Origin of the sequence: Blattabacterium cuenoti, from assembly GCF_014251275.1 — a bacterium.
GTDB lineage: Bacteria > Bacteroidota > Bacteroidia > Flavobacteriales > Blattabacteriaceae > Blattabacterium > Blattabacterium cuenoti_AG.
This window is the reverse complement of record NZ_CP059183.1, coordinates 48,601-61,423: the sequence shown is the minus strand read 5'-3', so window position 1 is coordinate 61,423 and position 12,823 is coordinate 48,601. Positions and strand designations below refer to the sequence as shown.

At 21.0% G+C, this 12,823-nt stretch carries 13 protein-coding genes; 7 read left to right on the top strand and 6 right to left on the bottom strand.

Translation table 11 applies throughout. The features are described from left to right. Nucleotides 1–10 precede the first annotated feature (10 nt). Nucleotides 11–1,318 carry a c-type cytochrome gene (locus H0H76_RS00265; protein ID WP_238783886.1) on the bottom strand — a complete coding sequence of 436 codons (1,308 nt, stop codon included), beginning with the start codon at nt 1,316–1,318 and terminating at the stop codon, nt 11–13. A 188-nt stretch (nt 1,319–1,506) separates the two neighbouring features. On the opposite strand from H0H76_RS00265, the gene H0H76_RS00260 reads away from it, so the two are divergent. The 5 genes from H0H76_RS00260 to H0H76_RS00240 all read left to right on the top strand — a co-directional run bounded on the left by H0H76_RS00260 (nt 1,507) and on the right by H0H76_RS00240 (nt 5,972). After that, the gene (locus tag H0H76_RS00260) at nt 1,507–2,832 is read left to right on the top strand and encodes a M16 family metallopeptidase (protein WP_185855555.1); all 1,326 of its coding nucleotides are present in this window, start codon (nt 1,507–1,509) and stop codon (nt 2,830–2,832) included. Between the two features lie 67 nt (nt 2,833–2,899). After that, the gene (locus H0H76_RS00255) at nt 2,900–4,312 is read left to right on the top strand and encodes a M16 family metallopeptidase (RefSeq protein WP_185855554.1); all 1,413 of its coding nucleotides are present in this window, start codon (nt 2,900–2,902) and stop codon (nt 4,310–4,312) included. 25 nt (nt 4,313–4,337) lie between these two features. Next, the gene (locus H0H76_RS00250; RefSeq protein WP_185855766.1) at nt 4,338–4,658 is read left to right on the top strand and encodes an SUF system Fe-S cluster assembly protein; all 321 of its coding nucleotides are present in this window, start codon (nt 4,338–4,340) and stop codon (nt 4,656–4,658) included. A 19-nt stretch (nt 4,659–4,677) separates the two neighbouring features. Beyond that, the gene (locus tag H0H76_RS00245; RefSeq protein ID WP_185855553.1) at nt 4,678–5,616 is read left to right on the top strand and encodes an SPFH domain-containing protein; all 939 of its coding nucleotides are present in this window, start codon (nt 4,678–4,680) and stop codon (nt 5,614–5,616) included. An 11-nt stretch (nt 5,617–5,627) separates the two neighbouring features. Then, on the top strand, nt 5,628–5,972 hold the full coding sequence (locus tag H0H76_RS00240) for a DUF3127 domain-containing protein (RefSeq protein ID WP_185855552.1): 345 nt from the start codon (nt 5,628–5,630) through the stop codon (nt 5,970–5,972). Between the two features lie 13 nt (nt 5,973–5,985). Here the strand turns inward: H0H76_RS00240 and H0H76_RS00235 are convergent, their stop codons facing one another. The 5 genes from H0H76_RS00235 to sucC form a co-directional block, all read right to left on the bottom strand. After that, nucleotides 5,986–6,549, bottom strand: coding sequence for an endonuclease III domain-containing protein (locus H0H76_RS00235; protein ID WP_238783884.1), 564 nt, complete (start codon nt 6,547–6,549; stop codon nt 5,986–5,988). A 69-nt stretch (nt 6,550–6,618) separates the two neighbouring features. Then, nucleotides 6,619–8,706: an ATP-dependent Clp protease ATP-binding subunit gene (locus H0H76_RS00230; protein WP_394798729.1), complete on the bottom strand. Its 2,088-nt coding sequence runs from the start codon at nt 8,704–8,706 to the stop codon at nt 6,619–6,621. Nucleotides 8,707–8,743: 37 nt separating this feature from the next. Then, nucleotides 8,744–8,944, bottom strand: a complete 201-nt coding sequence (locus H0H76_RS00225; RefSeq protein ID WP_185855550.1) for a hypothetical protein — start codon at nt 8,942–8,944, stop codon at nt 8,744–8,746. A 103-nt stretch (nt 8,945–9,047) separates the two neighbouring features. Continuing rightward, nucleotides 9,048–10,208 (bottom strand): hypothetical protein, encoded by a 1,161-nt coding sequence (locus H0H76_RS00220; RefSeq protein WP_185855549.1) that lies wholly within the window; start codon nt 10,206–10,208, stop codon nt 9,048–9,050. Nucleotides 10,209–10,236: 28 nt separating this feature from the next. Continuing rightward, nucleotides 10,237–11,448, bottom strand: coding sequence for an ADP-forming succinate--CoA ligase subunit beta (gene sucC, locus H0H76_RS00215; protein ID WP_185855548.1), 1,212 nt, complete (start codon nt 11,446–11,448; stop codon nt 10,237–10,239). Between the two features lie 111 nt (nt 11,449–11,559). Between sucC and H0H76_RS00210 the strand changes: the two genes are divergently transcribed. Together H0H76_RS00210 and H0H76_RS00205 are read left to right on the top strand one after the other, a co-directional pair. After that, the gene (locus H0H76_RS00210) at nt 11,560–12,255 is read left to right on the top strand and encodes an alpha/beta hydrolase (protein WP_185855547.1); all 696 of its coding nucleotides are present in this window, start codon (nt 11,560–11,562) and stop codon (nt 12,253–12,255) included. An 11-nt stretch (nt 12,256–12,266) separates the two neighbouring features. After that, on the top strand, nt 12,267–12,821 hold the full coding sequence (locus H0H76_RS00205; RefSeq protein WP_185855546.1) for a hypothetical protein: 555 nt from the start codon (nt 12,267–12,269) through the stop codon (nt 12,819–12,821). The last annotated feature ends 2 nt before the right edge of the window (nt 12,822–12,823 follow it).

Here is a 12,823-nt window from a genome sequence, read left to right as displayed (position 1 = left end):
AATATTAATATCAATAATGGCATTTAGCACATTCTTTTCCACCTATCATATCAACTGTTGTTTTTTTTTCTTTATTTTTGCAAAAATTTAAAAAGTAATTTTTATAATACTGATTGTTTTTGTCTATTTCTGTATTTTTATGACAAGTAACACACCATTCCATAGTAAAATCATTAGACATTCTTATTTTATCCATTTTTTCTACTTCTCCATGACACGCATTACAAACAATATTTACATTTTTTGATTTTTTTATTTGTTCTTTACCAGTTATTATGTGTTGAGAATGATCAAAGTAAACAAAATCAGGCATATTGTGAATACGAATCCACTTAATAGGATAATTTTTTTTAGAATATACCCTATTTTCTGGATCCCATCCAATTGAATAATAAATTTTTTGTATTTCTTTATTATAATAATCTCTATTTTTTCCTTTTTCTATATAATCTCCCTGATATTTATCTATAGTAATGTGACAATTCATACAAACATTAGTAGAAGGAATTCCCGAAATTTTTCCATATTTTGCGGAAGAATGACAATATTGACAATCTATTTTGTTAATTCCAGAATGAATTTTATGGGAAAAATAAATTGGTTGTTCAGGTTCATATCCTTTATTTACATCTATTTTTATCATAAATATCCATAATTCATATAAGTTAAATAAAATAAAAAAACCTAAAAAACATGAGAAAATGTACCATCTTTTCTTTTTATTACCGAAAAATTTTTCATGTAATATTTTTATTAAAAAATCCATTTTTGAAAAAATGAAAGTTTTTTTTTCTTTGTTAATAAGTTTTATTAATATTTGAATTCTATATAAAATCCATGTAGTAATAATTAAAGAAATACTAATGCAAAAAATAACGAATCTAATTAAAAAATTTTTTTCCTCATCATTTTCATTTATTATTTCATTTTTATTATTATTAATATTTTTTTGTATTTGTATTGGATTTTTTATAAAAAAAAGTATATCATCTATATCTTGTTCAGATAATTTTGGAAAAGAATTCATTTCTATATTTCTATATTCTTTGTAAATAGATATAGCATCTTTATCTCCACTATTTCTTAATAATTTATTGTTTTTTATCCATTTATGTAACCATATTCTATCTCTTTTATCTGTAATTCCACTTAAAGCTGGCCCTATCATAGTTTTTTCTAATTCTATTGAGTGACATGCTGTACAATTTTCTTTAAATAATTTTTTTCCATTAGTAGCATCTCCTATTATATCTTTGGATTTTATTGTATAAAATAAATTAGGTACGATAATAAGAAAAAGAAATAAAATTTTTTTCATAATCATTTAAAATAATAAATAAAAACTCATAAATTATCTATGCAAACAAAACAAAATAAAATAAAAAAAATTCATTTTTTATAAAAAAAGTTTGTAATTTTCCAAAAATATATTTTTTGTATATTATTATTATATTTAAAAATATTTATATTTATAATGAATGAAATGAATTAAATGAATGAATAAAAATGAATAAAATAACATTTATATTCTTTGTCTTGATTACTATTACATTTAATTATTTAAACTCCAAAAACTTGTATAAAATTGATTTTTTAGAAGAAAAGTTAAAAAATGGGCTACATGTAATAATGCATAAAGATAATACTAATCCATTGGTTAGTGTATCAGTGTTATACCATGTTGGGAGTAAAGATGAAAGTGTTGGTAAAACTGGATTTGCTCATTTTTTTGAACATCTTATGTTTGAAGGAACAAAAAATGTAAAAAAAGGTGAGTTTTTTAAGTATATAGCTTCTAATGGAGGACATAATAATGCTTATACTAACCATGATGAAACTTGTTATTACGAGGTCTTACCATCAGATAAATTACCATTGGCGTTGTGGTTAGAATCTGAAAGGATGTTTTATGCAAAAATAGATAGAGAAAGTATAGAAATTCAAAGAAAAGTAATAAAAGAAGAAAAAAAAACAAGAGGAGAAAATCAACCATATGTAATAGCTATGACAGAAATAATTCCTTCTTTGTTATTTAAAAAACATCCATATAGATATCCAATTATTGGTTTAGAGAAAGATTTAGATTCTGCTACAGAAAAAGATTATAAAGAATTTTATGAAACTTATTATGTTCCTAGTAATGCTATATTAGTTATTACAGGAGATTTTGAAATTAATGAAGCTAGAGAATTAGTAAAAAAATATTTCTCTATTGAACCTATAAAACATAATAATAAAATTATTAAAAATAACATTGTAGAAGATCCAATTAAAAAAGAAATATTTTTTACTCATAAAGATAAAAATGCAAAAGTCCCAGGTTTATTTTTGTCATATAGAATTCCTAAAATAACGGATAAAGATTCTTATATTATGAAAATGATTGATCATATACTTTCTTCTGGAGAAAGTTCTAGAATAATAAAAAATGTAGTAAACACTAAACAAATTGCATCTTATGCAGGATCTTTTCTAGATTCTATGGAAGATTATGGTATTTTTATAATATATGGAATTGTTAATTCTGGTGTTTCTTTAAATGAATTAGTTAAGACAATAGATAAAGAAATAGAAATTTTAAAGAAAAAAGGAGTTACTCAATATGAATTAAAGAAACATAAAAATTTTTTTGAAAAAAAATTTATTTCTGATAATTATTCAATGAATGGAATTGCTTCAAATCTTTTACATTATAGTTTATATCATAAAGAAACTAATTTAATAAATACAGATATAAACAGATATTATAAAATTTCAACAGAAGATATTAAAAGAGTAGCAAATAAGTATTTAAATAAAAACAACAGAGTACGTTTATATAATGTTCCATAATATTAAAAATAATTTTATTAATATAGTTAAATACATTATTTTTATTTTCATAATTTTTTTTCAAGTTATGTTTTCTAAAAAAATAGATATTCCACCTAAATCTTTAAATAGAGAGGTAAAATTAAATATAAGTGATCCTACTATTTTTGAAATTAAAAATGGTTTAAAAGTTATAATAGTAGAAAATCATAAACTACCTATAGTTATAGCTGGTATTGATTTAGATATTGATCCTTTTTTAGAAGGAGATAAAGCAGGAATACAGAAAATTTTTGGTCAGATGCTGAGATCAGGAACTGAAAATTATAATAAAGAAGAATTGGACAATATAATAGATTATATGGGTGTTAATTTTAATACTTCTTTTTATGGAATATCCATTTCTACTATGAAAAAGTATTTAAAAAAATCAATATCTATTATGGCAGATGTTGCTATGAATTGTAAGTTTGATAATAAAAAAGAATTAGAAAAAATTGTAAAACAAAGAATAACAGATATTGATATTTATGAAAAAGATCCAAATTCTATTTTTAAAAAAGTTAGAAATATTTTATTCTTTGGAAGGAATCATCCTTATGGAGAATATGAAAATTATGAAACTATAAAAAATATTAAATTATCTGATTTAAGAGAATTGTATAAAAAATATTTTAATCCAAATAAATTTTATCTTTATTTTGTCGGAGATGTTAATAAAAAAGAAGTAGAGTATTTATGTAATACTTATTTTGTAAAATGGAAAAATAAATCAGTTAATGAAAAAAAATTTGATGAAAAATTAGATAAAAATTTTTCATTATCAAATGAAATTTATAAATCTAAATCTGAAAAAATAGAAATAGATTTTGTAGATATACCTACACTTACTCAGTCTACTATATGTTTTGGAGGTGCTGTATCCTTAAAAAAGGATGATCCTATGTATATTCCATCAGTCCTTGCTAATGGAATATTAGGAGGTGGGGCACAAAGTCGTTTATTTTTAAATTTAAGAGAAAATAAAGCATATACTTATGGAGCATATTCAGTTTTAAAATCGGATAAATATGTAGGATATTTTTCAATTTATACTCAAGTTAGAAACAATGTAACAGGAGATGCTATTAAAACTATTATAAAAGAATTAGATAAAATAACAAGTGAAAAAGTTTCTTTAGATGAATTAAATATCAAGAAAAAAGAAATTACTGGTCAATTTATTTTAGATTTAGAAGATCCTGAAAGGATTAGTGATTTATTTATATCTGAATTAAGAAACAATTTACCATATGGATTCTATAAAAAATATTTAGAAAAAATAAAAAATGTAACTGTAGATGATGTTTATAAGACATGCAAAAAATTCTTTAATTTAAAAAAAGGAAGAATTATAATTATAGGAAAATCAAGTGAAGTGTTACCCTCAATAAAAAAATTAGGTTATCCTATTAATTTTTTTGATAAAAATGGATATTTGTTAAAGAATAAAAATGTATAAAAATACTAAATATAATATTAATAGTATGTGTAATAGTAGTAGTAGTAATATGGAGGAATCCATTATTTACGCTATAAAAAATATTTATGATCCTGAAATTCCAGTAGATATTTATGAACTTGGACTTATTTATGATATTAAAATTTATGAAAAAAATAAAGTAAAAATAACAATGACTTTAACTACTCCAAATTGTCCAGTAATAGAAAGTTTACCTATGGAAGTAAAAGAAAAAGTATCTTCTATAGAAGGGATAAAGGATGTAAAAGTTATCTTAACTTTTGATCCTCCTTGGAGTAGAGAATTTATGAGTGAGGAAGCTCGTTTAGAATTAGGGTTTTTATAAAAATTAAATTATTTTCAATATGAGTATGTTTAGTTTATTGTTTTATTGTATATTATTTCTTTTAATTTTTTCTCTACTTTCCAGTTTTATTTTAATAGTTAATCAAGAATCATCAGCTATTGTAGAAAGAATGGGAAAATTTCATAGTATTCGTTATGCAGGTCTAAATTTTAAAATTCCATTTTTGGATAATGTAGTAGGTAAACTAACTTTAAAAATACAACAATTAGATGTTTTAGTAGATACAAAAACAAAAGATAATGTTTTTGTAAAAGTTAAAATTTCTGTTCAATTTAAAGTTCTTGAAGAAAAAGTATATGATGCTTTTTATAAGTTAGATAATCCTAATACTCAAATAAATTCTTATATTTTTGATGTAGTTAGAGCTGAAGTTCCAAAAATGAGATTAGATGATCTTTTTGAAAGAAAAGATCATATAGCTCTTGTAGTTAGAAGTGAATTAAAAGAAGCAATGTTAGAATATGGATATTCTATAATAAAAGCATTAGTTACTGATTTAGATCCAGATGAACAAGTTAAATTAGCTATGAATCGTATTAATACTGCTGAAAGAGAAAAAGTAGCAGCTGAATATAAAGCAGAAGCTGAAAGAATAAAAATAGTAGCAAAAGCTAAAGCAGAGGCTGAAAGTAAAAAATTACAGGGGAAAGGAACAGCTGATCAAAGAAGAGAAATTGCTAGAGGTATTTTAGAATCTGTAGAAGTATTAAATAATGTTGGAATTAATTCTCAAGAAGCATCTGCATTAATTGTTGTTACACAACATTATGATACTTTACAATCTATGGGAGAGAGTGGAAACACTAATTTAATATTAATTCCAAACAGTCCAGGATCTGCTACAGATATGTTAAATAATATGATTACATCATTTAATGTTTCTAGTAAAATTGGAGAATTAACAAAAAAAAAGAATAATTTGAAAAAAATTAAATAGAATAAAAATCTATGGAAATAATAGGAAAGGTAAAAAAAATATTAGATATTCAAAAGTTTAATAGTGGTTTTAAAAAAAGAGAAATAGTTATTACAACAGAGGAACCATATCCTCAAAACATATTAATTGAATTTGTTCAAGATAAAGTAGATTTATTAAATAATATAAAATTAAAAGATAAAATAAAAATATTTATAAATATTAGAGGTAGAGAATGGACTAATAATGAAGGTATAGTAAAATATTTTAATTCTGTTCAAGGATGGAAAATAGAAGTATGTGAAAAAGATATTTCAGAAATATCTTCTTCTCCTTCACCTTTATCATCTGATGATTTTGATGATTTGCCATTTTAATTTAGATTTTTTTCTATAATAAATTATTATATAACAATTTTTGATAAATGATATCTTTTTTTAAGTTCCATTTTCTATATGGAGAATATTCTCTTCCATAAAGTATAATTTGTAAATGTAATTTTTTCCAGTTTTTTTTTTCAAAAACAAGTTTAGCTTTTTTTTCTATATCTATTAATTTTTTGCTATTAACTAAATTCCAACGATTCATTAATCTTTTAATATGAGTATCTACAGGAAAAACATCAAAAATTTCTGACATATAAGATAGAAATACTGATGATGTTTTTTGTCCAACTCCAGGAAGTTTTTTTAATTCTGATATATTTTTTGGAATGATACTATTATATTTTTTAATTAAAATTTTTGATAACTCATATATATATTTTGATTTTTTATTATATAATCCTATATATTTTATATGTAATTTTATTTTTTTTTTTGATAAATTAATAGCATCTTTTGGAGATTTTATTATATTAAATAAATTATTTGTTATTTTATTTACCAAATATTCTTTAGTTTTCGCTGTTAGTATAATAGCTATTAATAATGTATATTCATTTGTATAATACAAATTATTAATAGGATTAGGATATAAATAATTTAATACATTCTCAATAATATTTATTTTTTTTTTATGTTATTATTCATTTTTTTTGTTAATATTTATTATCAAACTATTTTTAGTTTCGTTGATTTTTAAAAAAATTTCATCACCTTTTTTTATTTTTCCATTAATAATATAGTCTGATATAGGATTTTTTATAAATTTATCTATTGTTCTTTTTAATGGTCGAACCCCATATTTTTTATCGTATCCATTTTTTTTAATAAAATTATTAATATTTTCAGATAAAAATAATTTATAACCTATGTTTTCAATATGAAGTTGAAATTTATTTAATTCTATATCAATTATTTTACATATTTCTTTTTTAGTTAAAGAATTAAAAATAATTATATCATCTATTCTATTTAAAAATTCAGGAGAAAATGTTTTATCTAAAGATTTTTCTAATATATATTTAATATAATTGTTAGATTTTTTAGATTTTGTATTAAATCCAATTCCACTTCCAAATTCTTTTAAATGTTGAGTTCCAGAATTTGAAGTAAATATAATAACTGTATTTCTAAAATCTACTTTTCTACCAAAATTATCTGTAACACATCCATAATCTAAAATTTGTAATAAAATATTAAAAACATCATTATGAGCTTTTTCTATTTCATCTAACAATATTACTGAATATGGATTCCTACGTACAAGTTCTGTTAGTTGACCTCCTTCTTCATATCCTACGTATCCAGGTGGAGCTCCTATTAATCTAGAAACAGAAAATTTTTCCATATATTCACTCATATCAATACGTATCAAAGAATCTTCTGAAGAAAATAACTCTTGTGCAAAAATTTTTGCTAAGTAGGTTTTCCCTACACCTGTTTGTCCTAAAAAAATAAATGACCCTATTGGTGAATTTGCTATTTTTAAACCAGTTCTATTTCTTTGAATTGCTCTTACTATTTTTTCTATTGCTTCATCTTGTCCTATTACCTGTTTTTTTAAAATATTTATCATGTTCCCTAGTTTTTTCATCTCAGTTTTGGAAACTTTTTTTACTGGAATATTACTCATCATTGATACTACTTCTTCTACACTTTCTGATGAAACTATTTCTTTATTTTTTTTAGAATATTCATCCCATTCTTTTTGTGCTTTTATCAATTTTTCTTTTATATTCTTTTCAGTATCACGTAAACGAGCCGCTTCTTCATATTTTTGACTTTTTACTACTTTAGATTTTTCTTCACGTACATTTTCTAATTCTTTTTCTAAAAGTACTATTTCTTGGGGTACTTTTATATTTTTAATATGTACACGTGATCCAGATTCATCTAATGCATCAATTGCTTTGTCTGGAAGTACTCTATCTGTAATATATCTTACTGTTAAATTAACACAAGAATTTATTGCTTTAGGTGTATAAATTACATTATGATAACTTTCATATCTATATTTTATTTTTTGTAAAATTTTTATTGTTTCTTTTTCAGAAGATGGTTGTACTATAATTTTTTGAAACCTTCGTTCTAATGCTCCATCTTTTTCTATGTATTGTCTATACTCATTTAGAGTGGTAGCTCCTATACATTGAATTTCACTTTTTGCTAAAGCAGGTTTAAAAATATTAGATGCATCTAAAGAACCTGTAGTTCCTCCTGCACCAATTATTGTGTGAATTTCGTCAATAAAAAGTATAATATTTTTATTTTTTTCTGATTCATTTATTATTGATCTAATTCTTTCTTCAAATTGTCCTCTATATTTAGTTCCTGCTACTAAACTAGCTAAATCTAAAATAACTATCCTTTTATTATATAATATTCTAGAAACTTTTTTTTGGACAATTCGTAATGCAAGCCCTTCTACTATAGCTGTTTTTCCTACTCCTGGTTCTCCTATTAACAAAGGATTATTTTTTTTTCTTCTTCCCAATATTTGAGATATTCTTTCTAATTCACTATCTCTTCCTACAACAGGATCTAATTTACCTTCATTTGCAATAGAGTTTAAATCTCTTCCAAAACCATCTAATATTGGAGTTTTGTTTCTTATTGAAAAACCTCCACCTCCATAAAATCCAGAATTTGTATTCCCACTTTTAGATTCATAATAAGTAGAATTATCATTTTCAATATCTTCATCTGAAGAAGTATAAAATAAAAACATCTTATTGTGAAAATAATAATTATGTAACATATGTATATTATTTAACTAATAGAACAATTTTCAAATTTAATCTTGTTGCTAATATTTCTACAAATCTATTTTTTTTATATAAAAAGTTATATTTTTCTACTAATTTTTTATTTACAATTTCAAAATCATTAATTTTATTATTTGAATTTTCTTTAAATGATTTTTTCAAATTTTTTTTAATTATTGATAAAAGATCATAATTCTCCAATTTACTTGGAATTAAAATAATTACTTTACAATTAATAATTTGAAATTTAATTTTATTCTTTAAGATATTAAAAATATTAGAATCAATTTTTCCATAAATATTTTTAATAAAATTTTTCCATATCTTTTCTAAAAAAAAAATTTTTATTTTCTTCTAAAGAATTTTTATCTTTTTCATTTTTACAATTCAAAAAAATATGAGCCAATTGAATAATACACATTTCTATAATTAATATAGGATTCTTTTTTAAAATATATTTTCTTTTTAAATAATAATTATGTAATAGACATATAACTTCATTAAAAACAGAATTTGAAATTTTTTTTGATTGTTCTACATAACATTTAATTATTTCTTTATTTATTCTTAATGAAGAAATATTTTCGGAATTTTTGTATAAAAATAAAAATTTAAAATGTTTTATTAATCCTATTATAAATTTAAAATAATTAATATTTTTGCTAAATACTTTATTTAACAACAAAAAAATTTCAGAAAAATTTTTTTTTAGAAAAAAATCTACAATTTTTAAATAATATTCAACAGAAATTATACCCAATTTTTCCATTATTAATTCCTTAGTAATAATATAATTTTCTTTATTATCATATCCTAATAAAATATTGTTAAAAATATAAATAGCTTTACTAATTGATCCATTAACATATTCTGAAATAAGATATAATGCATCATTTACAACATTTATTTTTTCTTTACTAGAAATCATTTTTAAATGTAAATAGATCTTTTCTATAGATATTTTTTTAAATTCATAAACTTGAGAAATAGATAAAATATTTTCTGGAATTTTATTTTTTTTAGTGTAACAAAAAATAAATAAAATATGTGAATATTTTTTATGTATTAATTTTAAAAATAAATGAAAAAAATATTGTTTACATGTTAATTTTGTATTATTAAAAATAATAACGTAATATTTCCCTATTTTAGGAATATGTTTAGCATGAGAAATAAGTTTTAAAATATTATCTAATGTATAATTCAAAAAATCGTGAATTTCAAAAATATTATAAGAAACATTTGATGAAAAAAAGTAATTTAATTCATTAGATAATAAATGAGCACAAATATTTTTTCCTACTCCTTTAGGACCTATAAAAACTAGAGTATTGGATAATTTATTTTTTTTTGTTATTTTTTTTAATAATAAAATAACTTCTTCCTGTCCAATAATTTCATTGAAATTTTTAGGTTTGTATTTTTCAATAAGTGTAATTACATTTTTATAAAAAAGATTATTCATATAATATAAAAACAAAAAATAAAATTTTTTATTTTATAGTAACTAGTATTTTCTTTATTTTATTAGATATTTCTTTTAAAGAATTAGTATAATAAATAGGTAATGAACTTTTTTTAAGAATATCTTTTGCATATTTTTCGTTTGTTCCTTGTAAACGAATAATTATTGGTATTTTAACATAATTTCTTTTAAAATAAGAATTTATTACTCCTTCTGCTACAGTATCACATCTAACAATTCCTCCAAATATATTTATTAATATAATTTTTACAAATTTATCATCTAAAATAAGAGAAAAGGAATCTTCTACACGTTTTTTGTTTGCTGTACCTCCTATATCCAAAAAATTTGCTGGTTCTCCACCACAAAACTTAATCATATCCATTGTTGCCATTGCCAATCCTGCTCCATTTACCATACAACCTACATTGCCTTTTAATTTTATAAAATTAAATTTTTTATTATCCTTATCAAAGGTACATTCTTTTTTAATAAAATTTCCTGAATGTTTTTTTTCTTCTACAAAAGAATATTTTTTACTACGAAATAAGGCATTATCATCTAGAATTATTTTTACATCTAATGGAATTATTTTGTTATCATATGTTTTTACTAATGGATTAATTTCTATTAATAAAGCATCACAAAATTTATAAGCATTATATAATGAAAGGACAAACTTTTGAAATTTTTTTATTGATTCATTATTTTTAATTCCTAAATTATATCCAATTTTTCTAGATTGAAATAATTGTATACCTAATATTGGATCTATTTTTTCTTTATATATTTTATGTGAATCTTGTTTGGATGATTTTTCTATGTTTATTCCACCTTTTCTAGAATATAAAACAATATTTTTTTCTTCATCTCTGCTAAATAAAATAGATAAATAATGTTCTTCTGAATTTATAGAATTAGAAGTATAAATATCTTCAACTAATAAAATTTTATTAATAATAATTCCCTCTTTATTAGTTTGTTTAGTAATCAAAGATTTACCAAACATTTCTTTTGATATTTCATAAACATCTTTTAAAGTTTCTGCTTTCTTTATTCCACCTGATTTACCTCTACCTCCTGCATGAATTTGAGCTTTAATAATTAAGGATTTTTTTATTTTAAATAAAGTTTTAGCTATTTCAACAGCTTCTTCTACAGAATAAGCTACTTTTCCGTTAGGTACATCAATTGAAAAATATTCTAATATTTTTCTTCCTTGATATTCATATAGATTCATGAAATATATTTTTATTTGTAAGTAAATTTAAACTAAAAACTAAAATTTAGTTATTTTTAAATAGTTTTTTTTATTATTGTAAACAATTAATATTCATAAAAAATAATAAAAATGTTTATTGAAAAAGATTGTTCTATTAATTATTTAGTAAAAAAACCATCTTCTTGTATTTTAAATGATAAAAAACTACCTATATTATTTATTATGCATGGATATGGAAGTAATGAAAAAGATCTTTTTTTTCTTAATAAAGAAATCCCAAAAAATTTTTTTATAGTAAGCATGCAGGGAATTTATTCTATGGATAGTACTACTAACTATAGTAATAATAATGGTAAATATTATTGGTATGATATAGATTTTTCAGATAAAGAAAAAACAAAAATTATAGACATAATACAAGTTAGGAATACTATTAAAAAAATATATATATTTATAGACGAAATATTTAATAAATACAAATTAAAAACAACAAATATTTGGTTATGTGGATTTAGTCAGGGAGCAATATTAAGTTATGCTATAGCTCTAAATTATTCAAGTAAAATAAAAAAAGTTATTGTTTTAAGTGGTTGTATAGAAAAAAAAATGTTAAATAAAAATATTGAAAAAAATAATGATTTAGAATTTTTTATTTCTCATGGAAAAAATGATACAATTATTCCTGTAAGTTTTGCTAAAAAAAGTTTAGAAATTTTAAAAAATTATTCTTTTAATTTCTCTTATAAAGAATATGATTCAGGACACACTTTATGTGATAAAAATTATAATGATCTTATTAATTGGATATACAAAAAATCTAATTAAAGGAAATTAAAATGAGTAAAAACACAAAAATATTATTGTTTATATTAATATTTATAATATCTGTTATTTTAATTTTTAAAAAATATTATTTTTATGGATTATTTTTTGTTTTATTAAGTATAATTCCTATATTTTTTATTTTTAGAAATGAATTTTTATTGTTAGCATTTTTTTATGCAGCAAAAAAAGATATCAGTGGATTAGAAAGATATTTAAAATATATAAAAAATCCAAAACAACAACTTACAAAAAATCAAATGGCATATTATTATTTTTTAAATGGAATATTATTTTCAGTAAAAAATATTAGTATGTCTGAAAAATACATGAAAAAATCTTTAAAATTAGGATTAAAATTTAAAGATAACATAGTTATTGCCAAATTAAATATAGCTATATCTTATTTACATAAAGGAAATAAAAGAGAAGCTAAATCATTGTTATTAGAAGTAAAGAAAATAAATTCTTCTGAAATATTGCATAAAAAAATACAAGAAATAATAATTAAAATGAAAAAAATTAACACAATAAATAGACAAAATCCATTTATTAGAAAAAAACTATAATA

Excerpts from the sequence above, each read along its gene's own strand:
- H0H76_RS00265 (WP_238783886.1), bottom strand. The coding sequence starts at position 1,318 with ATGAAAAAAATTTTATTTCTTTTTCTTATTATCGTACCTAATTTATTT.
- H0H76_RS00260 (WP_185855555.1), top strand. The coding sequence starts at position 1,507 with ATGAATAAAATAACATTTATATTCTTTGTCTTGATTACTATTACATTT.
- H0H76_RS00255 (WP_185855554.1), top strand. The coding sequence starts at position 2,900 with ATGTTTTCTAAAAAAATAGATATTCCACCTAAATCTTTAAATAGAGAG.
- H0H76_RS00250 (WP_185855766.1), top strand. The coding sequence starts at position 4,338 with ATGTGTAATAGTAGTAGTAGTAATATGGAGGAATCCATTATTTACGCT.
- H0H76_RS00245 (WP_185855553.1), top strand. The coding sequence starts at position 4,678 with ATGAGTATGTTTAGTTTATTGTTTTATTGTATATTATTTCTTTTAATT.
- H0H76_RS00240 (WP_185855552.1), top strand. The coding sequence starts at position 5,628 with ATGGAAATAATAGGAAAGGTAAAAAAAATATTAGATATTCAAAAGTTT.
- H0H76_RS00230 (WP_394798729.1), bottom strand. The coding sequence starts at position 8,706 with ATGTTTTTATTTTATACTTCTTCAGATGAAGATATTGAAAATGATAAT.
- H0H76_RS00220 (WP_185855549.1), bottom strand. The coding sequence starts at position 10,208 with ATGAATAATCTTTTTTATAAAAATGTAATTACACTTATTGAAAAATAC.
- sucC (WP_185855548.1), bottom strand. The coding sequence starts at position 11,448 with ATGAATCTATATGAATATCAAGGAAGAAAAATATTAGAATATTTTTCA.
- H0H76_RS00210 (WP_185855547.1), top strand. The coding sequence starts at position 11,560 with ATGTTTATTGAAAAAGATTGTTCTATTAATTATTTAGTAAAAAAACCA.
- H0H76_RS00205 (WP_185855546.1), top strand. The coding sequence starts at position 12,267 with ATGAGTAAAAACACAAAAATATTATTGTTTATATTAATATTTATAATA.